General features: G+C 65.1%; 17 protein-coding genes. 10 read left to right on the top strand and 7 right to left on the bottom strand.

Going from position 1 to position 20,032, the window contains the following annotated elements; all coding sequences use genetic code 11:
• Positions 1-49: 49 nt before the first annotated feature.
• Both parE and QMG84_RS04895 read right to left on the bottom strand, forming a co-directional pair.
• Positions 50-2,065 (bottom strand): DNA topoisomerase IV subunit B, encoded by a 2,016-nt coding sequence (parE, locus tag QMG84_RS04900; protein ID WP_202074145.1) that lies wholly within the window; start codon positions 2,063-2,065, stop codon positions 50-52.
• A gap of 74 nt (positions 2,066-2,139) precedes the next feature.
• Positions 2,140-4,005 (bottom strand): putative bifunctional diguanylate cyclase/phosphodiesterase, encoded by a 1,866-nt coding sequence (locus tag QMG84_RS04895; protein ID WP_281930853.1) that lies wholly within the window; start codon positions 4,003-4,005, stop codon positions 2,140-2,142.
• A 218-nt stretch (positions 4,006-4,223) separates the two neighbouring features.
• Here QMG84_RS04895 and QMG84_RS04890 point away from each other — a divergent pair, with 218 nt between their 5' ends.
• Genes QMG84_RS04890 through QMG84_RS04875 form a run of 4 tightly spaced genes read left to right on the top strand, consistent with a single transcriptional unit; the run spans position 4,224 to position 7,926 of the window.
• Complete coding sequence (locus QMG84_RS04890; RefSeq protein ID WP_281930851.1) at positions 4,224-5,456, top strand: glycosyltransferase family 4 protein; 1,233 nt, start codon at positions 4,224-4,226, stop codon at positions 5,454-5,456.
• Positions 5,457-5,514: 58 nt separating this feature from the next.
• Positions 5,515-6,480 carry an ABC transporter substrate-binding protein gene (locus QMG84_RS04885; protein WP_281930850.1) on the top strand — a complete coding sequence of 322 codons (966 nt, stop codon included), beginning with the start codon at positions 5,515-5,517 and terminating at the stop codon, positions 6,478-6,480.
• Positions 6,477-7,232: an ABC transporter permease gene (locus QMG84_RS04880; RefSeq protein ID WP_281930849.1), complete on the top strand. Its 756-nt coding sequence runs from the start codon at positions 6,477-6,479 to the stop codon at positions 7,230-7,232. The genes QMG84_RS04885 and QMG84_RS04880 overlap by 4 nt, the downstream gene beginning before the upstream one ends.
• Positions 7,183-7,926, top strand: coding sequence for an ABC transporter ATP-binding protein (locus QMG84_RS04875; protein ID WP_281931917.1), 744 nt, complete (start codon positions 7,183-7,185; stop codon positions 7,924-7,926). The genes QMG84_RS04880 and QMG84_RS04875 overlap by 50 nt, the downstream gene beginning before the upstream one ends.
• Positions 7,927-7,955: 29 nt before the next feature.
• Here QMG84_RS04875 and QMG84_RS04870 read toward each other — a convergent pair whose 3' ends face one another.
• The 3 genes from QMG84_RS04870 to QMG84_RS04860 all read right to left on the bottom strand — a co-directional run bounded on the left by QMG84_RS04870 (position 7,956) and on the right by QMG84_RS04860 (position 10,749).
• Positions 7,956-8,492, bottom strand: coding sequence for a GNAT family N-acetyltransferase (locus QMG84_RS04870; protein ID WP_281930848.1), 537 nt, complete (start codon positions 8,490-8,492; stop codon positions 7,956-7,958).
• A 146-nt stretch (positions 8,493-8,638) separates the two neighbouring features.
• Positions 8,639-9,805 carry an IS4 family transposase gene (locus QMG84_RS04865; protein WP_281927877.1) on the bottom strand — a complete coding sequence of 389 codons (1,167 nt, stop codon included), beginning with the start codon at positions 9,803-9,805 and terminating at the stop codon, positions 8,639-8,641.
• 254 nt (positions 9,806-10,059) lie between these two features.
• A complete protein-coding gene (locus QMG84_RS04860) occupies positions 10,060-10,749 on the bottom strand; it encodes an SDR family oxidoreductase (RefSeq protein ID WP_281930846.1) in 690 nt (229 codons plus the stop codon).
• Between the two features lie 91 nt (positions 10,750-10,840).
• Here QMG84_RS04860 and QMG84_RS04855 point away from each other — a divergent pair, with 91 nt between their 5' ends.
• Positions 10,841-11,917 carry a M48 family metallopeptidase gene (locus QMG84_RS04855; protein ID WP_281930845.1) on the top strand — a complete coding sequence of 359 codons (1,077 nt, stop codon included), beginning with the start codon at positions 10,841-10,843 and terminating at the stop codon, positions 11,915-11,917.
• A 480-nt stretch (positions 11,918-12,397) separates the two neighbouring features.
• On the opposite strand, the gene rpoH is transcribed toward QMG84_RS04855, so the two are convergent.
• Both rpoH and QMG84_RS04845 read right to left on the bottom strand, forming a co-directional pair.
• Positions 12,398-13,282 (bottom strand): RNA polymerase sigma factor RpoH, encoded by an 885-nt coding sequence (gene rpoH / locus QMG84_RS04850; protein WP_202072859.1) that lies wholly within the window; start codon positions 13,280-13,282, stop codon positions 12,398-12,400.
• Between the two features lie 215 nt (positions 13,283-13,497).
• Complete coding sequence (locus tag QMG84_RS04845) at positions 13,498-15,012, bottom strand: helicase HerA-like domain-containing protein (protein WP_281930843.1); 1,515 nt, start codon at positions 15,010-15,012, stop codon at positions 13,498-13,500.
• A gap of 546 nt (positions 15,013-15,558) precedes the next feature.
• Between QMG84_RS04845 and QMG84_RS04840 the strand changes: the two genes are divergently transcribed.
• The 5 genes from QMG84_RS04840 to pheS all read left to right on the top strand — a co-directional run bounded on the left by QMG84_RS04840 (position 15,559) and on the right by pheS (position 20,025).
• Positions 15,559-16,203 carry an SCO family protein gene (locus tag QMG84_RS04840; protein ID WP_281930841.1) on the top strand — a complete coding sequence of 215 codons (645 nt, stop codon included), beginning with the start codon at positions 15,559-15,561 and terminating at the stop codon, positions 16,201-16,203.
• A gap of 280 nt (positions 16,204-16,483) precedes the next feature.
• Complete coding sequence (locus QMG84_RS04835; RefSeq protein WP_281930840.1) at positions 16,484-17,245, top strand: M48 family metallopeptidase; 762 nt, start codon at positions 16,484-16,486, stop codon at positions 17,243-17,245.
• Positions 17,242-17,760, top strand: coding sequence for a DUF3280 domain-containing protein (locus QMG84_RS04830; protein WP_281930839.1), 519 nt, complete (start codon positions 17,242-17,244; stop codon positions 17,758-17,760). The genes QMG84_RS04835 and QMG84_RS04830 overlap by 4 nt, the downstream gene beginning before the upstream one ends.
• Positions 17,761-17,773: 13 nt before the next feature.
• Positions 17,774-18,751, top strand: coding sequence for a bifunctional enoyl-CoA hydratase/phosphate acetyltransferase (locus tag QMG84_RS04825; RefSeq protein WP_281930837.1), 978 nt, complete (start codon positions 17,774-17,776; stop codon positions 18,749-18,751).
• A gap of 194 nt (positions 18,752-18,945) precedes the next feature.
• Positions 18,946-20,025, top strand: a complete 1,080-nt coding sequence (gene pheS, locus QMG84_RS04820; protein WP_281930835.1) for a phenylalanine--tRNA ligase subunit alpha — start codon at positions 18,946-18,948, stop codon at positions 20,023-20,025.
• Positions 20,026-20,032 lie beyond the last annotated feature (7 nt).

Below are 20,032 nucleotides of genomic sequence, written 5' to 3'. Positions count from 1 at the left end.
TCCCCGGACAGCCCTGCGTGAAACGGGGGAGGGACAGGGAGGGGGCCAATCAAATATCCAGCAATTCCGTCGCGAAGGCCGCCTTCTCCTGGATGAAGGCAAAGCGCGCCTCGGGCTTGTTGCCCATCAGCCGCTCGACGCAATCGGCCACCTCCTCGCGCTCCTCTCCAACCAGAACCACCTTGAGCAGCGTGCGCTTACCCGGGTCCATGGTCGTCTCCTTGAGCTGGGCGGCGCTCATTTCGCCCAGGCCCTTGAAGCGATTGGTCTCGACCTTGCCCTTGCCGGTGAGCACGGTGCGGATCAGCTCGTCGCGATGCGCGTCATCGCGGGCATAGACCGTTTTCGCCCCTTGCGTGAGCTTATAGAGCGGCGGCTGGGCCAGATAGAGATGGCCGTTCTCGATGAGCCGCGGCATTTGCCGGTAGAAGAAGGTGATGAGCAGCGACGCGATATGGGCGCCGTCGACGTCGGCGTCGGTCATCACGATGACCTTCTCGTAGCGAAGCTCCTCCTCGCGATAATGCGCGCCGAGCCCGCAGCCCAGCGCCTGCGTGAGATCGGCGAGCTGCTGATTGGCGAGGAGCTTGTCCTTCGTCGCCGAGGCGACGTTGAGGATTTTGCCGCGCAGGGGAAGAATGGCCTGCATGGTGCGATTGCGGCCCTCCTTCGCGGAGCCGCCGGCCGAATCGCCTTCGACGATGAAAAGCTCGGAGCCTTCCGCCGAATTATTGGTGCAGTCGACGAGCTTGCCCGGCAGCCGCAATTTGCGCGTCGCGGTCTTGCGGGCGACGTCCTTCTCGGCCTTGCGGCGCAGGCGCTCCTCGGCGCGCGTCACCGCGAAATCGAGCAGCTTATTGGCCTGCGTCGGCGCGGCGGCGAGCCAATGGTCGAAGGCGTCGCGGACCGTTCCCTCGACGATGCGCGCGCCATCGGCGCTCATCAGCCGGTTCTTGGTCTGGCCTTGGAATTGCGGATCGCGGATGAAGACGGAGATCATCGCCGCCGCCTGGCTCATCAGATCGTCGGCGGTCACGTCCTTGAAGCGTTTTGTCTGACCAGTGCGATCGGCGTGGTCCTTCAACGCCTTCAATAGCGCGTTTCGAAGACCCGCCTCATGCGTGCCGCCGTCCGGCGTCCAGACCGTGTTGCAGTAGGAATGGATGAAGCCGTCATCCTCGGCGAACCAGGCGACCGCCCATTCGAGCGAGCCATGGCCCCCTTCGCGCGTCACCTTGCCGGAGAAAGGCTGGTCGGTGACGAGCTCCTTGTCATGCGTCTCGCGGGCGAGATAGTCCTTCAACCCGCCGGGGAAGCACAGCACCGTTTCGGCGGGAACGTCCGAGCCTGGCTCGATGAGCGACGGGTCGCAGCGCCAGCGGATTTCCACGCCGCCGTAGAGATAGGCCTTGGAGCGCGCCATGCGGAAGAGCCGCGCCGGCTTCCAATGGGCGTTCGCGTCGAAAATCTGGGCGTCCGGCTTGAAGCGCACGCGCGTGCCGCGGCGATTGTTGATCTTGCCGACATTGACGAGCTTGCCGAGCGGCAGGCCGCGCGAGAACGCCATGCGGTAGAGCTGCTGCTCGCGCGCGACCTCGACTTCCACCTTCTCGGACAAAGCGTTCACAACCGACACGCCGACGCCGTGCAGGCCGCCGGAGGTCTGATAGGCGCCGGAATCGAATTTGCCGCCCGCGTGAAGGACGGTCATGACGACCTCCAGCGCGGATTTGTCCTTCATCTTGGGATGCGGGCCGACCGGGATGCCGCGGCCATTGTCGTTGACCGTCAGCCAGCCATCGGGCTCCAGCGTCACTTCGATGAAGGTGGCGTAGCCGGCGACAGCCTCGTCCATGGCGTTGTCGAGCACCTCGGCGAAGAGGTGGTGCAGCGCGGTCTCGTCCGTGCCGCCGATATACATGCCGGGGCGCCGGCGGACGGGCTCCAGCCCCTCGAGCACCTCGATGGAGCCGGCGTCATATTCCGCGGGGGTCGGTTTCGCGGCGGTTTTGGGCGCGGGCGCCTTGCGCGGCGCGCCGCCGAAAAGATCGGGTTTCGTGGCCATGCGGCCATCTTAGCGCGATTCGGAAGGCGATGCGCGAGGCTCCAGCCAAAGGACTGGCGGACGAATGGCCGCGCTTACGCCGTCTTCGCCGGGCGGGAGCCGCCGACCGCCAGCTCCTCCAAATTCTGGAAGGCCCCGAGCGGCTTGGGGCGGCTGACGAGATAGCCCTGGATTTCGTCGCAGCCCAGGCTCTTGAGCTTGCGCAACTGCGCCTCGGTTTCGATTCCCTCGGCCGTCGTCCTGACCCCGAGCTCCCGCGCCAGCCCGGTGATGGCGCGGATGATCGACGCCGTTTCGGGGTTTTTGTCGGCCTCCTGCACGAAGGACCGGTCGATCTTGATCCGGTCGACCGGGAAAACCCGCAGATGCGACAAAGCCGAAAATCCCGTGCCGAAGTCGTCGAGGGCGACGGAAATGCCGAGGCGCCGCAGATCCTTCAGGCAAGCGAGCGTGGCGCTGTTCTCCAGAAAAAGCGCCGATTCGGTGATTTCGAGCTCGAGCCGGCGTGGGGAGAATTTGCTTTCGCCGACGATCCTGGCCACCTCCAGCGCAAAGCCGGGCTTGAGCAATTGCGTCGGCGAGAGATTGACGGCGACGCGAAGCGGGTGCGGCAGCGACGCCCCGCATGTGCAGGCCTCCTTCAAAACCCAGGCGCCAATGTCGTTGATCAGCCCCATGCGTTCGGCGATGTCGAGAAACAGCGGCGGGCTCAGCAAACCGTGGCCCGGCCGGCGCCAGCGCAGCAGCGCCTCGAAGCCTGCGAGCTTCGCCTCGGCAAGATCGACGATCGGCTGGAAATAGAGCTCGAACTCCTGACGGGCGAGCGCCAGCTTGAGATCTTGCTCCAATTGCCAGCGCGAGGCGAAATGGGCTTCGATCTCGGCGTCGAAAAAGCAGAACCGCCTGCGGCCGGCGAGCTTTGCCTCATAGAGCGCGAGGTCGGCCTTTTTCATCAGATCGGGAAGCGCCAGGCCGTCCTGCGGCGCGCGCGCGACCCCGATGCTGGCGCCGATCGAGGTGAAGACCCCGAAGCCGAAATCGACGGGCTCGCTCGCCGCCGCGATCAGCCGGCGGGCGAGCGCCTCGACCTCCTCCTGCTTGCCGGCGGCTTGCTGGAGCACCACGAATTCATCGCCGCCGATCCGGGCGAGATACTCTCCAGAGCGCAGCACGTCCGCAATCCGCTTGGCGATGATTTGCAGCGCCGCGTCTCCGGCCCCGTGACCAAGCGTATCGTTGATATTCTTGAAGCCGTCCAGATCGATCCAATGGATGGCGAGGCTGGAGTCGTTCTTGACCGCCTCCGACACCGCCTCGCGTCCACGCTTTTCGAACGCCGCGCGATTGGCGACCCCGGTCAGGCCGTCGAAATAAGCGAGGCGATGGATGCTGGCTTTGCGCTCCTCCTGCTCCAGAGCAATGGCGCAAAGGTTTATGCAGGCCTCGACAATGGTGCGGTCGAGCGCGCTCGGGCCACGGCAGGTGCGGTAATAGAAGGCAAAAGCGCCGATGACCCGGCCGTCGGAGGCGCGTATGGGCGACGACCAGCAGGCGCGCAGCCCGATCGGCAAAGCGAGATCCTTGAAATCCGCCCAGAGCGGATCGGTGGCGATGTCCGTCACCTCGACGGATTTTCCGAAATAGGCGGCCGTGCCGCAGGAGCCGACCGACGGGCCGATCAGCAGACCATCGATCGCGGCGGAATAATCCTCCGGCAGACTTGGCGCCGCCAGCACACGCAATTTTCCCAGAGGGTCCACCGACAGAATCGAGCAGATGACGCCCGGCGCCAGCCGCTCCACCTGAAGGCAGAGCCGGTTCATGATCGCCTTCACGGGCTGGTCGCGCGCGACGCCTTCCAGAGCCGCGTGCTGTATTGCTTTCAGCCCGAGCATGGAAGGCTTCCCGCAGCCGCTGCAGTCCATGTCCGCCCTATCCATGAAGCGCTTCCCGTGCCCGCGCTAAAATCAAATGGATTGTCTCTCGCTCGCAACGCGTTTCGCAGACAAAGCACTCGATAATTGCACAGTTGCCAGAATTGCGCGCAAAAGATTAATAAAGCTTAGCTTTAAACCTATGAATACATTGAGGGCGCCGCGCATTTACGCCCGCGCAAGCTCGCCTCGGTAAGGTTCCGCGTCTTTTCCCTGGAGCCGCCATGCGCCCGTTCACCGTCGTCATCTGCGTGGATCATGCCTTTGTCAGCGGCGGCCAATCCAAGGTCGCGATCGAAAGCGCGCTGGGCCTGAAGGCCGCGGGCGCCCGGGTGATTTTCTTTTCCGCCTGCGGCCCGGCCGATGCGCGCTTAGAGGCGGCCGGCGTCGAAACCGTTAGTCTCGGCCAGCATGATATTCTCGGCAATCCCTCCCGCCTCGACGCGGCCCGGCAGGGAATCTGGAATTTCGAAGCCGCAAAGGCGCTCGACGAGACACTGAGCGCACTCGCGAGGGAGCGAGCGATCGTCCATGTGCATGGCTGGGCGAAGGCGCTGTCGCCGTCGATCGCCAGGCCGATACAGGCGAGCGGCTTGCCCGCCGCCTATACGATGCATGAATTCTTCCTGAGCTGCCCGAATGGCGGATTCTACAATTTCCAGAAAAACGAAGTCTGCCCCTTGAAGCCCATGTCCTTCGCCTGCTGGACGACGCATTGCGACTCGCGCAACTATCCGTTCAAGTTATGGCGCAACATCCGCCTTTTCATCGCCGAGCATGTCGCGCATCTGGCTGAAACCTTTTCAGATATTCTGCTGCTCTCCGATCTGCAGGAGAAAGTGCTCGCCTCCTGTCTGCCGGCAGGTGCGGCCATCCATCGCGTGACCAATCCGGTGGAAGCCGAGCCGCTGGGCCATAAGGGCGACCCGACAGACGGCGGCTTCCTTTTCGTGGGCAGGCTTTCGGCCGAAAAGGGCGCGTTTCTCTTCGCCGAAGCGGCGCAGCGGGTGGGCGTGACGCCGATCTTCATCGGGGACGGCCCGATCGCCGGGGAGCTTGCCGCGCGCTATCCGCAAGCGCAACTCCTCGGCTGGCGCTCGCCGGCAGAGGTGCGCGCGGCGATGCGCGCTGCGCGCGCCTTGGTGTTTCCCTCGCTCTGGTACGAGACCTTCGGGCTTACCGCGCTGGAAGCGAAGGCGATGGGCACGCCGGTCATCGTGGCCGACGGCTGTGCGGCGCGCGAGGCGGTGGAGGATGGCGTTACCGGATTATGGTTCAAGAGCGGCGACGGAGAGTCGCTTGCCTCCGCCATCCGCGAGCTGAGAAACGACGCAGTGATCGCGCAAATGTCGAACCGTGCCTATGACGCCTATTGGGCGTCGCCGGCGACGCTGGAGCGCCATGTCGCGGAAACCCTTGCAGTTTACGACCGAATGCTCGCGCGCGCGACCCGGTAGCGCATCGACGCAGGGCTTTTCCTGCGGTAAGACCATCGCCCCTAATCCAGGAAAGCACATGAAACGCCTCGCCTTTCTCGCCGCCGCTGTTCTTTTCGCCGCGCCAGCGCAGGCGGAAAAACTACGGCTCGCCTTGCAGAAGACCGGCACGACCGGCTGGGAGATGGCCGTCGTGAAGGCCTTCGGCCTCGACAAGGAGGCAGGGCTGGAGCTCGAGGTGACGGAGCTTGCCTCGCCAGAGGCCGGCAAGATCGCCATTCAGGGCGGAAGCGCGGATCTTATCGTTTCGGACTGGCTCTGGGTGGCGCGCGAGCGCGCCCAGGGCGCGAAGCTCACGCTTTACCCCTACTCCACCGGGGTCGGCGCGGTGATGACGCGGGACGCCTCGATCAAAAGCGTGAAGGATCTCGTCGGCAAGAAGCTCGGCGTCGCCGGCGGGCCTTTGGATAAAAGCTGGCTGATGCTCGAAGCCTTCGCGCTGAAGCAAGGCGTCGATCTCGCGAAAAGCGCCACCATTCTTTATGGCGCGCCGCCGCTCATCGCCGAAAAGGCCCTGCAGGGCGAAATCGACGCGGCGCTGGAATTTTGGAATTTCGCGGCCGACCTCGAAGGCAAGGGTTTCGCGCGCGCGATCGACATCGTCGATGTGGAGAAGGCGCTCGGCGCCAAAGGCAATGTCGTCATCACCGGCTATGTGTTCGACGACGCTTTCGCCGCCAAAAACAAGGACGCGCTGGCCCGGTTTTTCGCGATGACGGGCAAAGCCAAAGCGCTCATCGCCACGGACGACAAAGCCTGGGCGGCGGCCGCGAGCCGCATCGGCCAGAAGGACGCCGCGACGCTCGACATCTACCGCAAGCGCTATGTCGCGGGCATCCCCAAGCGACCGATTGCGGAGGAGGAGAAGGACGCCGCCGCGCTCTACAAGGTGCTGGCCGAGACAGGGGGCGAGAAGCTCGTCGGCCCCGGCAAAACCCTCGCGCCGGGAACCTTTTACAAGGGCGGCGAGGCCGCCGCGCGTTGATCCGCCTCATATCGCTCGCGACGCTTCTCGGCCTTTGGCAGATTGGCGCTTGGTGCTCGGAGCCGCGGCGCCTGCCGGGGCCGGCGCTCGTATTCCAGGCGATCATGGAGGAAGCGCGTTCCGGCGCGCTATTCTCCAATCTCGCGATCACGCTCGCGCGCGTGATCGCGGCTTTCGTTCTCGCCATGAGCCTCGGCGCGGCGATCGGCTACCTGATGGGCCGCAACAGGATCGCCGACCGCCTGCTCGACCCCTGGCTCGTCGCGCTGCTCAATCTGCCGGCGCTGGTCGTGATCGTCTTGGCCTATGTCTGGGCGGGCTTGACGGAGGCGGCCGCCATCGGCGCCGTCGCGCTCAACAAGCTGCCGAACGCCGTCGTCATGATCCGCGAAGGCGCCCGCGCGCTCGATCCGCAGCTCGAGGAAATGGCGCAGGCCTTCAAATTCTCACCGGCCGTGCGGTTGCAGCATGTCGTCCTGCCGCAGCTTGCGCCCTATTTCGCCGCGGCGACGCGCTCAGGCCTCTCGCTCGTGTGGAAGATCGTGCTCGTCGTCGAGCTGCTCGGGCGCTCCAACGGCGTGGGCTTCGAGATCAATATGGCGTTCCAGCAATTCGACATGAAGCTGCTGTTCGCCTACGCTCTTCCCTTCGTCGGCCTCATGCTCGCCGTCGAAACCTTTCTGGTGCAGCCCCTTGAACGACATGTCGCCCGCTGGCGGCGCGGCGGCGCTCGACGTCGCGATCGCGCATAAGGATCACAGGAGCGCCGACGGGCGGGCGTTGCGCGCGCTCGACGATCTGCGCCTGACTCTGCCGATCGGACAGGCGGGCGCCCTCGTCGGCCCCTCGGGCTGCGGCAAGACGACTTTGCTGCGGCTGATCGCCGGGCTCGACCATGATTATGCCGGCGATATTCATTTGCCCGCCCATGGCCGGCTCGGCATGGTGTTTCAGGAGCCCCGCCTGCTGCCCTGGCGCAGCGTCGCCGACAATATCCGCATCGCCGCGCCGGAAGCGAGCGAGGATGAGATCGCCGCGCTGCTCGACGAACTCTCGCTTGGCGAGCATGCAACGCATTATCCGGGCGAATTGTCGCTCGGCCTGGCGCGGCGCGCGGCGCTCGCGCGGGCGCTCGCCCTCAAACCCGACCTTCTCATCCTCGACGAGCCGCTCGTGTCGCTCGACGCCGCGCTCGCGCGCGCGCTGCGCGACAAGATCGCAGCGCTGATCGAGGAGAAACGCATCACGACGCTGATCGTGACGCACGACATCGCCGAGGCGATCGCGCTCGCGGACCGGATTTTCCTGCTCTCGCCGCGCCCCGCCCGCGTCGTCGCGACGCTCGATATTGCGACGCCAAGGGGGCGGCTCAGCAAGGAAGCGGCCGAGACGCTGGAGGCGCAAGCGCGCGAGGCGTTGGCCGCGGCGCGTCGCCAGCCTTCATAGTCGAACAACAAGCTGGAAGACCTGGACGGCTATCGTCGCGCCGTCCACTCTTTACGCAGGATGGCGTATTGCATCGTGTTCTCGAATATTTGGGCGCCGTCGTCATCGGTCACGAAGGACACGAACTCTCTGAACAGCCCCTCCCTCCGCATCCCCAATCTTTCGCACAGGCGCTGCGAGGCGACATTGTCTTCTTCCACATAGGCGTAGAGACGCCGGGCCTGCTTCACCGTGAACAAATACTCGACGAGCGCCCGCGCGGCTTCGGTGGCGTAGCCGGCGCCGCCAAAATCCGCGTTGAAGTTCCACCCCACAGAAAATGTGTCGGGCGGCTCATGGACGCAGAACAAATCGCCGATCAGCCTGTCGACGCCCCGCAAGCACACAGCGATATGCTCATCACTGCGACTGCGCGTCTCCACTTCCGCTTGCGCGGCGTCGATATCCGCAAGTCTGAGTGAGACGAAACAATTCGACCTGGGTTGACGCAGATAGGCAAACAGATTGGCGGCGTCGCCCTGCCTAAAGTTTCTCAAAATCAGCCGGTCGGTTTCGACAATGTCCATTCGAACTTCCTGTCGGGTTTCATTCCTGCGGTTCGTAGTCCGTCTTGTTGTAGACGCCGCGCGATGCAAGCCTTCATAGCCATCGACAATGAGGAGGCGCCCCCTCCCTGTCCCTCCCCCGTTTCACGCAGGGCTGTCCGGGGAAATCATAGGGCCGCGAGCTGGAGCTGCAGACTAGAGAAGTCTCGGCCGGGCTTGGGCCTGATTGGCGGCTTGTCGATAAGCGCGATCGGCCGGCGGTCGAAGAGGAAGCGGCCGACGAGCTCGGCGAAACGCAGTGCCGCCATGTCGATCTTGTGGACGCAGGCGGCGATGCGCAGCAGGGTGAAGGCGATCATCGCGGCGAAGAGCTGCAGGCGCACGGCGTTTTCGGCCTCGCCGATGAAGCTCTTGATGTTGAGATGCTGCTTGATCCAACGGAACAGCAGCTCGATTGCCCAGCGGCCCTTGTAGAGCGCGGCGATTTCCGCGGCCGGGCGGCGCATGTCGTTGACGATGAGGACGATGCGGCCTTTGGCCTCGTCTCTTTCCACGGTGATGCGCCGCAGCGGCATGGGCAGCTTGGAATCGCCTTTGCTGGCCAGCGCCACCTCCTCGTCGGCGATCACGGCGAAGCCGTCGCCCCGCGCGCTTTCGGGGTCGAGCGGGCGGGCGGCGATCGCCCGGAAGCGGGCGTTCGCCTTCGGCCGGGTGACGAAGAAAGCGCCTTGCGCGGCGATCTCGGTCCACCAGCGATAGTCGCAATAGCCTTTGTCGAAGACATAAGCGGCGCCCGGCTCGATATCGGTTTTCTTGCCGATCTCTATGTCGTTCACATTGGCGGGCGTGACTTCCGCGCGAAGGGGCCGATTGGCGCGCGGGTCATGGACCACGTGCATTTTGAGGCCGTGAGTGCGGCCGTTGGAGCGGGCGTAATCGAGGAATTTGCTCAAAGGGATGGGCGTCGAATCGATGAGGCGGATCATGTCCGCGCCCTCCCGGCGCGTATGACGGTCGAGCGCGCCGGAGAGCATGGCGAAGAGATCGGCGAAGACGGCGACGGGCCGGCGGGCGTTGGCGTCGGAAAGGGTCGTGCGCGCGAGCCGCCGCGTCCCGAGGTGATAATGCGCGCGCGCGTCGGCGTTGAAGGCGGGAACGAGGGCGCGCAGGCTGGAGACCCCGGCAAGCTGGGCGTAGATGAGCGCGACGAGGTGATCCCAGCTCTTGAAGGATTTGTCGTAGGCGTCGCCGCCATGCCGCTCGACGATCTGCTTGAAGGCGCGCCGATCGACCGGCTTGAGCAGTTGGGCGAATACAGTAGAGTGCACGGGCATGTCCGGTCCTTTTTTCCAGTCTCGACAACCGGAAAATACCCGACAACCGTCGGGAAAACCGGGCATGCGCCCGCGACCTTTCGACTCATTCCCCGGACAGCCCTGCGCTAAAGCGGGAGAGGGGACGCTTACGATCAGCATTCTTGATGAAGACGACGAACCGCTCCCTCTCCCGCGATAGCCCGTCGAGAGACGGGCGTCTTGCAGACGCCCTATGGCGGGGGAGGGTTGGGGAGAGGGCCTGTCGGCCGCGCTCACCAATCGATTTCCGCGCCCTTGTAATCGACGAACCGCCGCGTATCCGCGAGCGTCAGTCGCTCGACGACGCCAATGATTCCTGCGGCGCTTTCCTCGACGCCGACCGGCGCGTCGGGCCCGCCCATGTCGGTGCGCACCCAGCCCGGATGCATGGAAATGACCGCGACGCCCTCGGGCTTCAGATCGTCGGCGAGACATTGAACGATCTTGTTGAGCCCGGCTTTGGAGAGGCGGTAGCCGACGTTGAACGTCCCTTCCAGCGCCATGGAGCCCAGCACGCTCGACATCACCGCGATGCGCGGCCGCTCGCCCTGCCGCAGAAGCGGCAGAAACGCCTGAACGACGCGCAAAGGCCCCAGCGTATTGATGTTGACGAGATCGAGCACGCCGTCGAAATCCATATCGAGCGTCGATTGGCGCTGCGGCCCATAGGCGCCGGCGTTGGCGACAAGCGCGTCGATCGGCTCGCTCACCTCCGCGGCGGCCGCATGAATTTGCGCCGCGTCGCGCGTGTCGAAGATGAGAATTTGCCCCCTGTCGCCCAGCGGCGCCAGCGCCTCCTGCAAGGCCGCGCGGCCGTTTTCGCTCCGCACGCTCGCGGTGACGCGCGCGCCCCTGAGCGCGAGCTGGCGCGCCAGCTCCAAACCAATGCCCCGGCTCGCGCCGGCGATAAACCAATGCGACATAATCGATCTCCCGCTGCGCTTCGCCTTTCAATATAGCGCCGCGTTTTATCTTTGGCTCTCGCGGTGCTAGCCTTCGGTCGAGGAGGGGCGCGTGACGAGGGAAGCGACCGGCAGCGCCAGTTTTTTCGACGGCTATGTCGAAAGACGCCGCGCCGTCACGCTCATCTTCGGCCCCGCGCTCGAAATCGTGGAAAACGGCGTCCTCGTCGCGGCCTGGCCCTATGCGGAGGTTCGCCGGCTGCCGCCGCCCGGCGGCCTCATGCGGCTCGCGGCGCTCGGCGCGCCGAAGGGCGCCCGGCTCGAAATCGACGATCCGCAAACGCAGGCCGACATTGCGCGCCACTGCCTCCTGCTTTTGGGCGAGAAGGACGCGCCCAACCTCGAAGGGCGCAAGAGGCTCGTCTATGGCCTCGCCGCCAGCGTGATCTTCGGCGCCTTTCTCTGGGGCGGCGTGCCGCGCATGGCCGGCCTCATCGCCCCGGCCATTCCCGTGGACTGGGAAAAGAAACTCGGCGAAAGCGCCGACGAAGAAGCGCGCAAGACCTTCTCCGGCAAAAGCTGCAACGCGCCCAAGGGCGTGGAGGCCTTGCAGAAGGTCTCCCGCCGCCTCCAGGGCGCCGCCCATCTGCGCCTGCCCGCGACGATCGAGGTCGTCGCCGCGACGACGCCGAACGCCTTCGCCTTGCCCGGCGGCAAGGTCTATCTGCTCTCCGGCTTGCTGGATAAGGCCCGCTCGCAGGACGAAGTCATTGGCGTGCTGGCCCATGAGCTGGGGCATCTGGAGCACCGCGACCATCTGCGCCGCCTCGTCGAGACGGGCGGCGCGGCCATGCTCGTCAGCCTTGTCTTCGGCGACGTGACCGGGGGCTCGGCCATGGTCGTCATCGGCAACTCCGTGTTCACCGCCGCCTATTCGCGCGACAACGAGGCGCAGGCCGACGCTTTCGCCGCCAGGACGCTCGGCGCGCTCGGCCGGCCCGCAAAGCCCATGGGCGAATTGCTGGTGCGCATCACCGGCGCGGACGGCGGCGGCCCGTCGAGCATTCTTCACGACCATCCGCTGAGCGCGGACCGGCTGGAGGCGCTGAAAGCCGCCGACAAAGGCGAAACGGCGCCGCCGCTTTTGAGCGAGGAAGAGTGGGATGCGTTGAAGGGAATTTGCGGTTAAAGGTTCATCATTGCGAGCGAAGCGGCTGCTCTTCCCTCAAATGTCGAACTGGCTGCCGGAAGCCGAACGGGATCAGCTTCGTTTGGAGTTCGAGGCCGAGCTGAAGCGCCTCGACATCGCCGCTTAGCGCGCGTTCCTTTCTGAATCTGCGCGCTTTCTCATCGCTCGCATGATACCGTTTCCGTTTGAATAGCTCGGATTGGGGCTTGTCATTCCCGACGGGCCGAAGGCCCGATCGGGAATCCAGAGCCACAAAAGCGCTGGTTTGGCTCTGGATTCCCGATCGCTCGCTGCGCGAGCGTCGGGAATGACACCGAACCAATCAAGCGGATCTCGTATGATTCCATGCGAGCGGAAAGCGCGCTAACGCCGCTTACTCACTGCGAGCGAAGAAAAGCAATCCAGAGCCTCATCGTGGCCCTGGATTGCTTCGCTTCGCTCGCAATGACGGGGAGAGCGCGTGAAGGGGCTCTCGCCCCCTCACATCGCCGCGGCGTGCGTCTCTTCGATCCGCGCCACGCCGGTCTTCACCGCCGCCTGCACTTTCTCGAAGGCGCGGACCTCGATCTGGCGGACGCGCTCGCGGGAGACGCCGAATTCTTCGGAAAGCGCCTCGAGCGTCACCGGATCGTCGGCGAGGCGGCGCGCCTCGAAGATGCGGCGTTCGCGCGGGTTGAGCACGTCGAGCGCGCCGCGCAACGCCTTCAAGCGATTGTTGCTCTCCTCCTGCGCGGCGAGAATGCGCTCCTGGTCGTCGCTCTCGTCGACGAGCCAGTCCTGCCATTCGCCTTCGCCCTCCTCCCGCAGCGGGGCGTTGAGCGAGGCGTCGCCGCCCATGCGGCGGTTCATCTCGATCACGTCCTGCTGCGAGACGCCGAGACGCGTCGCGATCTTCTCGACATTCTCGGGCCGCAGATCGCCCTCCTCGAAAGCGGAGATGCGGCTCTTGGCCTTGCGCAGATTGAAGAAGAGCTTCTTCTGGCTCGCCGTCGTGCCCATTTTCACGAGCGACCAGGAGCGCAGGATGTATTCTTGAATCGAGGCGCGGATCCACCACATCGCATAGGTAGCGAGGCGGAAGCCGCGGTCCGGCTCGAAGCGCTTGACGGCCTGCATCAGGCCGACATTGCCCTCCGAGACGATCTCGCCGATCGGCAGGCCGTAGCCGCGATAGCCCATGGCGATCTTGGCCACGAGGCGCAGATGCGAGGTGACAAGCGCGTGAGCGGCCTTCGGGTCTTCATGTTCGCGCCAACGCTTGGCGAGCATATATTCCTGCTGCGGCTCCAGCATCGGGAACCGGCGGATTTCGGCAAGGTAACGGGCGAGCCCGCCTTCCGCGACGATGGGCAAAGTATTCGCCATATCTCGTCCCTCCCCTGACGGGCTCCCGGGGCGGCAAGCCCGCGACGGTCGATCGCGCATTCGCCGATCGCAACGAGGATAGTATAGGCCGGAAACGACGGGCAGGAAAATGACCGCTACGTGACAACTCGCTAAAGTCGGGATTAAGATTCCGTAATAAAGGCCCGGCGAAAGCGTCGCCGGGGGCGTCCCGACACTTCGCGAAGCTTAAGATTCTATTTACTGATGCCACCCAGGACGCCGCGCAAAATTTCCTTGGCGATGCGATTTCCCGCTGTGCGCGCAGCGCTTTGGACGGCCGACCGCAGCGCGGCCTCGGCCGGCGAGAGATTCTTGCCCTTGGCCGAGCCGAAGAGCTTGCCCAACACGGAGCCGATGGTCCCGATCAAGCCGCCGCCTGCGGCGTTTTGTCCGCCCCCCTGCAGCTTCTCGTAAGCCGAGTCGCGATCGACCGGCGTGTCATATTTGCCGGCGAATTTGCTCTCGCCCATGACCGCGGCGCGCTCCTGCGGCGTCGCCGGCCCGACGCGGGCGGCGGGCGGCGCGATCAGCACGCGGTCGACGATCTCGGGCGCGCCCTTGTCGCCGAGCATGGAGACGAGCGCCTCGCCGACGCCAAGATGCATGATGGCGTCCGCCGTATCGAAAGAGGGGTTCTTGCGGAAGGTTTCCGCCGCCGCGCGCACCGCTTTCTGGTCGCGCGGCGTGAAGGCGCGCAGCGCGTGCTGGATACGATTGCCGAGCTGGCCCAAGACGGCGTCCGGCACGTCGAGCGGATTCTGCGTGATGAAATAGACGCCGACGCCCTTGGAGCGAATGAGCCGGACAACCTTCTCGATCGCCGAGAGCAGCGCCTTCGGGGCATCGTCGAAAAGGAGATGGGCCTCGTCGAAGAAGAAGACGAGCTTCGGCTTATCCTGGTCGCCGACCTCGGGAAGCGTCTCGAAAAGCTCCGAGAGCATCCACAGAAGAAAAGTGGCGTAGAGCTTGGGCGCGCGCATCAGCTTGTCGGCGGCGAGAATATTCACCACGCCGCGCCCGTCGCGATCCGTTCGGATGAAATCCGTGATCTCCAGCGCCGGCTCGCCGAAGAATTTGTCGCCGCCCTGCGTCTCCAGCACGAGGAGCTGGCGCTGAATCGCGCCGACGCTGGCCGGCGCGATATTACCGTATTTGACTTTGTATTCCGCCGCGTTTTCGGCGACATGGGCGAGCGCGGCGCGAAGATCCTTCAGATCGAGCAGCAAAAGCCCCTGCTCGTCCGCGACCTTGAAGACGATATTGATGACGCCTTCCTGCGTCTCGTTGAGGTCGAGCAGGCGGGAGATGAGCAGCGGGCCCATTTCCGAAACGGTGGCGCGCACCATATGGCCCTGCTCGCCGAAGACGTCCCAATAGACCACCGGAAAACGGTCGGGCTCGTAATCCAACCCGATTTCCTCGGCGCGTTTGACGAAGGGTGGCTTGGCGTCGCCCGGTTGGGAGAGGCCCGAAAGGTCGCCTTTCACATCGGCGAGAAAGACCGAGGCGCCCGCATTGGAGAAGCCTTCCGCGAGGAGCTGCAAAGACACCGTTTTGCCGCCGCCGGTCGCGCCGGAGATAAGCCCGTGGCGGTTGCCGAGCGACAGCGTCAGATAGCGATAGGCGCGCGCCCCCGCCCCGCCATGCGCCGCGCCCACGAGAATCTTACCGGGGACGGCGTTGGGGCGACTTTCGCTGGCTTGGCTCATGACGTGGCGCTCTCGCTGGGAATCGGCGGAGACGGAAGCTACATCATTCTCGCCCCACCCGCATCCGCGCTGCAGCGCAGCATCTTCACGCAGGCGAAAAGCCGTGGAAGCCGTGACTTGGCGAATGCGCTGCGCCGGGCTAAATTCGTGTCGGAGAGGTTCGCCGTCGCAACCGGGCGCATGCGGCAAGCGCCCCGAGCCACGGCCGGCAGCCCTCTAGCTTGCAGCCGCCGTCAATCTGGAGAACAAAGCCCGGCAGCGCCGTCGACGTTACGATCGTCCCGCACCCGAAGGACAGAATGCCACGGCGCGACGTCGCGAAACTCGAGACCGACGGCGCGATGACTTCGACGCGCACATCGCCTGGCCTGCTTTCCGCTGGACTCGAATGGCGGAGCGACAAGAAACCGCGCTGACCGATAAGCGAAGCGAGTTCTCCATCGCGAAAGCGGCCAACTTTTGCGGAATTCGATTCAGGCGGATAAGTTCGCAAATCAAAACGAGACGCCGTAACGCGACGGCCGACAAGACGCAGGGAAGGCACGCATGTCCAGAGGGTCGGTGAAGGGAAACGGCAGGAACAAGCGCGGCGACAAAAAGGCGGCGAACGGTCCTGCGATCTCCAAAGGCCTGCTCATCGGCGCGGGCGCAGTTTTCGCCCTTATCTTCGGCGTCTTCGTCGCCGTAACGAGCAACACGCCGCCTGCGCCGCCGGCCTCCGCCATCGGCGGCCCGTTTCAACTGACGTCGCAGACGGGCGCGCAGGTCAATGAGAAGGAGCTGCTCGGCAAGCCCTATCTCATCTTCTTCGGCTACACGCATTGCCCCGACGTGTGCCACACGACGCTGTTCGAGATGTCGGAGATTTTGCGCGCGCTGGGACCCGACGCGAAGGTCGGCGGCCTTTTCGTCACCGTTGATCCCGAACGCGACACGCCGGACGTTTTGAAGGACTATCTGGCGAATTTCGACCCGCGCATCACCGGCCTCACCGGCCCGCGCGCGCAGCTCGAACCCATGCTGCGCTCCTATCGCATCTACGCGAAGCGTGCGCCGGGCAAGGATGAGGACTACGCCGTGGATCACACCACGGTTGTCTATCTGATGGACAAGAACGGCCGCTTCGTCACTTCCTTCAACGTCAACCGGAAACCCGAGGAAGCGGCGAAGGATCTGGCGCGTTATCTGTAACGCCATTTCCGTTTGAATAGCTCGCACTGGGGCATGTCATTGCCGGCGGGCTGAAAGCCCGACCGGGAATCCAGAGCCACAAAAGCGCCGGTTTTGCTCTGGATTCCCGATCACTCGCTCGAGCGAGCGTCGGGAATGACGCCGCCCGAACAAGCCGATCTCCTATCACGCGCCCTCACCGCGGCGCAGGACGACTCGCAAGTCTACGCCAAGCGAATTTTTTGCGGTAGTTGCGTTTTTCGAACTCGCGACTCACGCAGCCTTTCGCTAGCATGTCCGCATGCTTCGCCTTTTGCGCGACGGCCCTTCCGGCAAGGGAACGTCCCTCCTTACGTTAGAACACGCCGGCGAAACGATCGTCGTCGCTTTGCGCCGCGCGACCACTGCGCGGCGTTTTACCCTGAGGGTTCGATTCGCCGCGCGCGACGCGGTTCTCACCATGCCGAGCCGCGCCTCGATTCGCGAGGCGCGCGCCTTCGCGCAGCGTCACGCCGCCTGGATCGCCACGCGGTTGAACCGGCTGCCCGAGACGATTCCCTTCGCACATGGCTCGCTCATTCCTTTGCGCGGCGTCGATCACGCCGTCATCCATCTGCCCGATCGACGCGGCACCGTGTGGACGGAAGAGCGCGACGATGTAGAGACGCGGCTGGCGCTTTGCGTCGCCGGCCAGGCCGAGCATGTGCACCGGCGCGTGCAGGATCACTTCAAGCGCGAGGCGCGTCGCGACCTCGAAGACGCCGTCGCGCGGCACACCTCGGCGCTGAGCCTGCCGCCGCGCGGCGTCGGGCTGCGCGATCCGGTCAGCCGATGGGGTTCGTGCTCATCGACAGGATCGCTGAATTTTTCGTGGCGGCTGATCATGGCGCCGCCTTTCGTTCTCGACTATCTCGCCGCCCATGAGGTGGCGCATCTGGTGCACCTCGACCATTCGCCGCGGTTCTGGTCGCTGGCGCGCCGCCTGTGTCCCGAGACCGATCGCGCCGAGGCATGGCTTTCGGCGCATGGCGCGCATCTGCACAAATATGGAGCCAAGGGATGATGCTCGACCGGCGGCGGCTCATCGCTGCGACGGCGCTTCTTCCCTTCGCGGCCCCTGCGCAGGCTGGCGTCAAGACCGGGAAACGTCTTCTCGTCCTCGATTTCGAAATTATCGACACCTCCAACGAACCCGTGGATCAGCGCGCCGAGCACGCGCGGCGGCTCGCGGACGTGCGCGACGCCATCGCCTCGGGGCTCGCGGCGCAGGGCACTTATGAGATCGTCGACCGCGCGGCGGTGCAGGACGAGCTCGATAGGCTCCTCGCCCAGACCTATATTCGCACCTGCAATTGCGCCGCCGCGCTCGGCAAGAAGGCCGGCGCCGATCTCGTCATGACCGGCGTCGTCAACAAGGTGAGCACGCTGATATTGAGCCTGGGCGTCTCCATCACGCAGGCGTCGTCCGGGGAGCTTATCTTTCATCAAGGTTTCGACTTCCGCGGCGACAACGACCAATCTTACGCGCGGGCGGCGAAATTCTTCATCGAGCGGCTGGCGCGCGACCCGGCCATCTGAAAGGGCGAAAGAGATGAGCGAGTGCGACAGCGGCAAAGCCCCTCCGCCCTGGAGCGCCGTCTTTGCCCGGCCGCGCGGGGCGCTGCTGCAAGAGCTGGTCACGCGCGCGCAATCCCTGCCGCCGATCCGCATGGGGGTGGTTCACCCCTGCGACCGGCCCTCGCTCGAAGGCGCGCTCGCTGCGCGTGACAAGGGGCTAATCGTGCCCACGCTGATCGGCCCCTGCAAGAAAATGGAGGCGGCCGCGCGCGAGGCCGGCGTCTCGCTCGAGGACGTCGACATCGTCGAGGCCCCGCATAGCCATGCGGCGGCGGATCAGGCGGTCGAGCTGGTACGGCGCGGCAAGCTTCACGCCATCATGAAGGGCGCGCTGCACACCGACGAGCTGATGGCGGCCGTGGTGCGCGACGGCACGGGCCTGCGCACCGATCGGCGCATCAGCCATGTCTTCGTGATCGACGCGCCGACCTATCACAAACTGCTGTTCGTCACCGACGCCGCAATCAACATCGCGCCCGCGCTCGACATCAAGCGCGACATCGTGCGCAACGCCGTGGACCTCGCCCACGCCATCGGCATGGAACGCCCGAAGGTCGCCATCCTCTCGGCGGTCGAGACCGTCGAGGCGAAAATCCCCTCGACCGTCGAAGCCGCCGCTTTGTGCAAAATGGCGGACCGCGGCCAGATCGCCGGCGCGATCCTCGACGGTCCGCTCGCCTTCGACAACGCCATTTCGCGCGACGCCGCCGACGCCAAGCATATCGCCTCCGAGGTGGCTGGCGACCCCGACATTCTCGTCGCGCCCGACCTCGAATCCGGGAATATCCTCGCCAAACAGCTTGTGTTTCTGGCCGGCGCCGACACGGCGGGCGTCGTGTTGGGCGCCCGCGTGCCGATCGTTTTGACCAGCCGCGCCGACGATGTGAAGTCGCGCGTCGCCTCCTCGGCCCTGGCCCAGCTTTTCGCCCACAGGCCGCGAACGGCGACCTAGCCTCGACAGAAGGCCCCGCGCGTGGCAGAAGGCGCGGGAAATCTTTCAGGCAGCGGAGCAGGCTCTGGCTTCCGCCGTCATTGCGAGGGGAAAGCCGCCACGCAAGCCAGGGGTCGCCATCGCCGCCCTGGATTGCTTCGCTTCGCTCGCAATGACGGGCGCTTACCGCCTATTCCGCAAACAGACGCGCCGACATGACCGATATCGCGAAACTCGAAGAAGACACGCTCCGCCAGATTGCAGAGGCCGCCGACGAGCCGGCGCTCGAGGCCGTGCGTCTCGCCGCGCTGGGTAAAAAGGGCGCGATTTCGGCGCTGCTCTCGACGCTGGGCAAAATGTCGCCCGAGGAGCGCAAGACCGAAGGCGCCAAGATCAACGCGCTGAAGGACAAGGCGACCGAGGCCCTCACCGCCCGCCGCGCCGCCCTCGCCGAGGCGGCGCTGGAGGCGCGGCTCCAGGCCGAAACGCTCGACGTGACGCTGCCCGCCGCGCGGAGCCCGCTGGAGCGCGGCCGCATCCATCCCATTTCCCAGGTGATGGACGAGCTTTCGGTCATCTTCGCGGATATGGGCTTCGCTGTGGCCGAGGGGCCGGACATCGAGAGCGACGACTATAATTTCACCCGGCTGAACTTCCCCGAGGGCCACCCCGCCCGCGAGATGCAGGACACCTTCTTCCTCTCGCCGGAGGCCGGCGAGAAGAAGCTGCTGCGCACCCATACGAGCCCGGTGCAGGTGCGCACCATGCTCTCCCAAAAGCCGCCGATCCGCGTGATCTGCCCGGGACGCGTCTATCGCTGCGACTTCGACCAGACCCATACGCCGATGTTCCATCAGGTCGAGGGTCTCGTGATCGACCAGTCGACGCATCTGGGCCATTTGAAATGGGTGCTGGAGGAGTTCCTCAGGAGCTTCTTCGAGGTGAAGGGCGTGAAGCTGCGTTTCCGCCCCTCCTTCTTCCCCTTCACCGAGCCCTCGATGGAGGTCGACGTGCAGTGCCGGCGCCAGGGCGGCGAAATCCGCTTCGGCGAGGGCGAGGATTGGATGGAGATTCTGGGCTGCGGCATGGTGCATCCCAATGTGCTGCGCAACTGCGGGCACGACCCGGACGTCTACCAGGGCTTCGCCTTCGGCGTGGGCATCGACCGCCTCGCCATGCTGAAATATGGCATGTCGGACCTGCGCGCCTTCTTCGACGCGGACACGCGCTGGCTGGAGCATTATGGATTCAGGCCGCTGGATTTCCCGACGCTTGCGGGCGGGTTGGGCAGTTGAACAGGAG

The organism is Methylocystis iwaonis (assembly GCF_027925385.1).
Classification (GTDB): domain Bacteria; phylum Pseudomonadota; class Alphaproteobacteria; order Rhizobiales; family Beijerinckiaceae; genus Methylocystis; species Methylocystis iwaonis.
Note: the sequence above shows the minus strand (reverse complement) of the source record. Positions and strands in the feature narration are given on the sequence as shown.

Excerpts from the sequence above, each read along its gene's own strand:
- parE (WP_202074145.1), bottom strand. The coding sequence starts at position 2,065 with ATGGCCACGAAACCCGATCTTTTCGGCGGCGCGCCGCGCAAGGCGCCC.
- QMG84_RS04895 (WP_281930853.1), bottom strand. The coding sequence starts at position 4,005 with ATGGATAGGGCGGACATGGACTGCAGCGGCTGCGGGAAGCCTTCCATG.
- QMG84_RS04890 (WP_281930851.1), top strand. The coding sequence starts at position 4,224 with ATGCGCCCGTTCACCGTCGTCATCTGCGTGGATCATGCCTTTGTCAGC.
- QMG84_RS04885 (WP_281930850.1), top strand. The coding sequence starts at position 5,515 with ATGAAACGCCTCGCCTTTCTCGCCGCCGCTGTTCTTTTCGCCGCGCCA.
- QMG84_RS04875 (WP_281931917.1), top strand. The coding sequence starts at position 7,183 with ATGTCGCCCGCTGGCGGCGCGGCGGCGCTCGACGTCGCGATCGCGCAT.
- QMG84_RS04870 (WP_281930848.1), bottom strand. The coding sequence starts at position 8,492 with ATGGACATTGTCGAAACCGACCGGCTGATTTTGAGAAACTTTAGGCAG.
- QMG84_RS04865 (WP_281927877.1), bottom strand. The coding sequence starts at position 9,805 with ATGCCCGTGCACTCTACTGTATTCGCCCAACTGCTCAAGCCGGTCGAT.
- QMG84_RS04860 (WP_281930846.1), bottom strand. The coding sequence starts at position 10,749 with ATGTCGCATTGGTTTATCGCCGGCGCGAGCCGGGGCATTGGTTTGGAG.
- rpoH (WP_202072859.1), bottom strand. The coding sequence starts at position 13,282 with ATGGCGAATACTTTGCCCATCGTCGCGGAAGGCGGGCTCGCCCGTTAC.
- QMG84_RS04845 (WP_281930843.1), bottom strand. The coding sequence starts at position 15,012 with ATGAGCCAAGCCAGCGAAAGTCGCCCCAACGCCGTCCCCGGTAAGATT.
- QMG84_RS04840 (WP_281930841.1), top strand. The coding sequence starts at position 15,559 with ATGTCCAGAGGGTCGGTGAAGGGAAACGGCAGGAACAAGCGCGGCGAC.
- QMG84_RS04835 (WP_281930840.1), top strand. The coding sequence starts at position 16,484 with ATGCTTCGCCTTTTGCGCGACGGCCCTTCCGGCAAGGGAACGTCCCTC.
- QMG84_RS04830 (WP_281930839.1), top strand. The coding sequence starts at position 17,242 with ATGATGCTCGACCGGCGGCGGCTCATCGCTGCGACGGCGCTTCTTCCC.
- QMG84_RS04825 (WP_281930837.1), top strand. The coding sequence starts at position 17,774 with ATGAGCGAGTGCGACAGCGGCAAAGCCCCTCCGCCCTGGAGCGCCGTC.
- pheS (WP_281930835.1), top strand. The coding sequence starts at position 18,946 with ATGACCGATATCGCGAAACTCGAAGAAGACACGCTCCGCCAGATTGCA.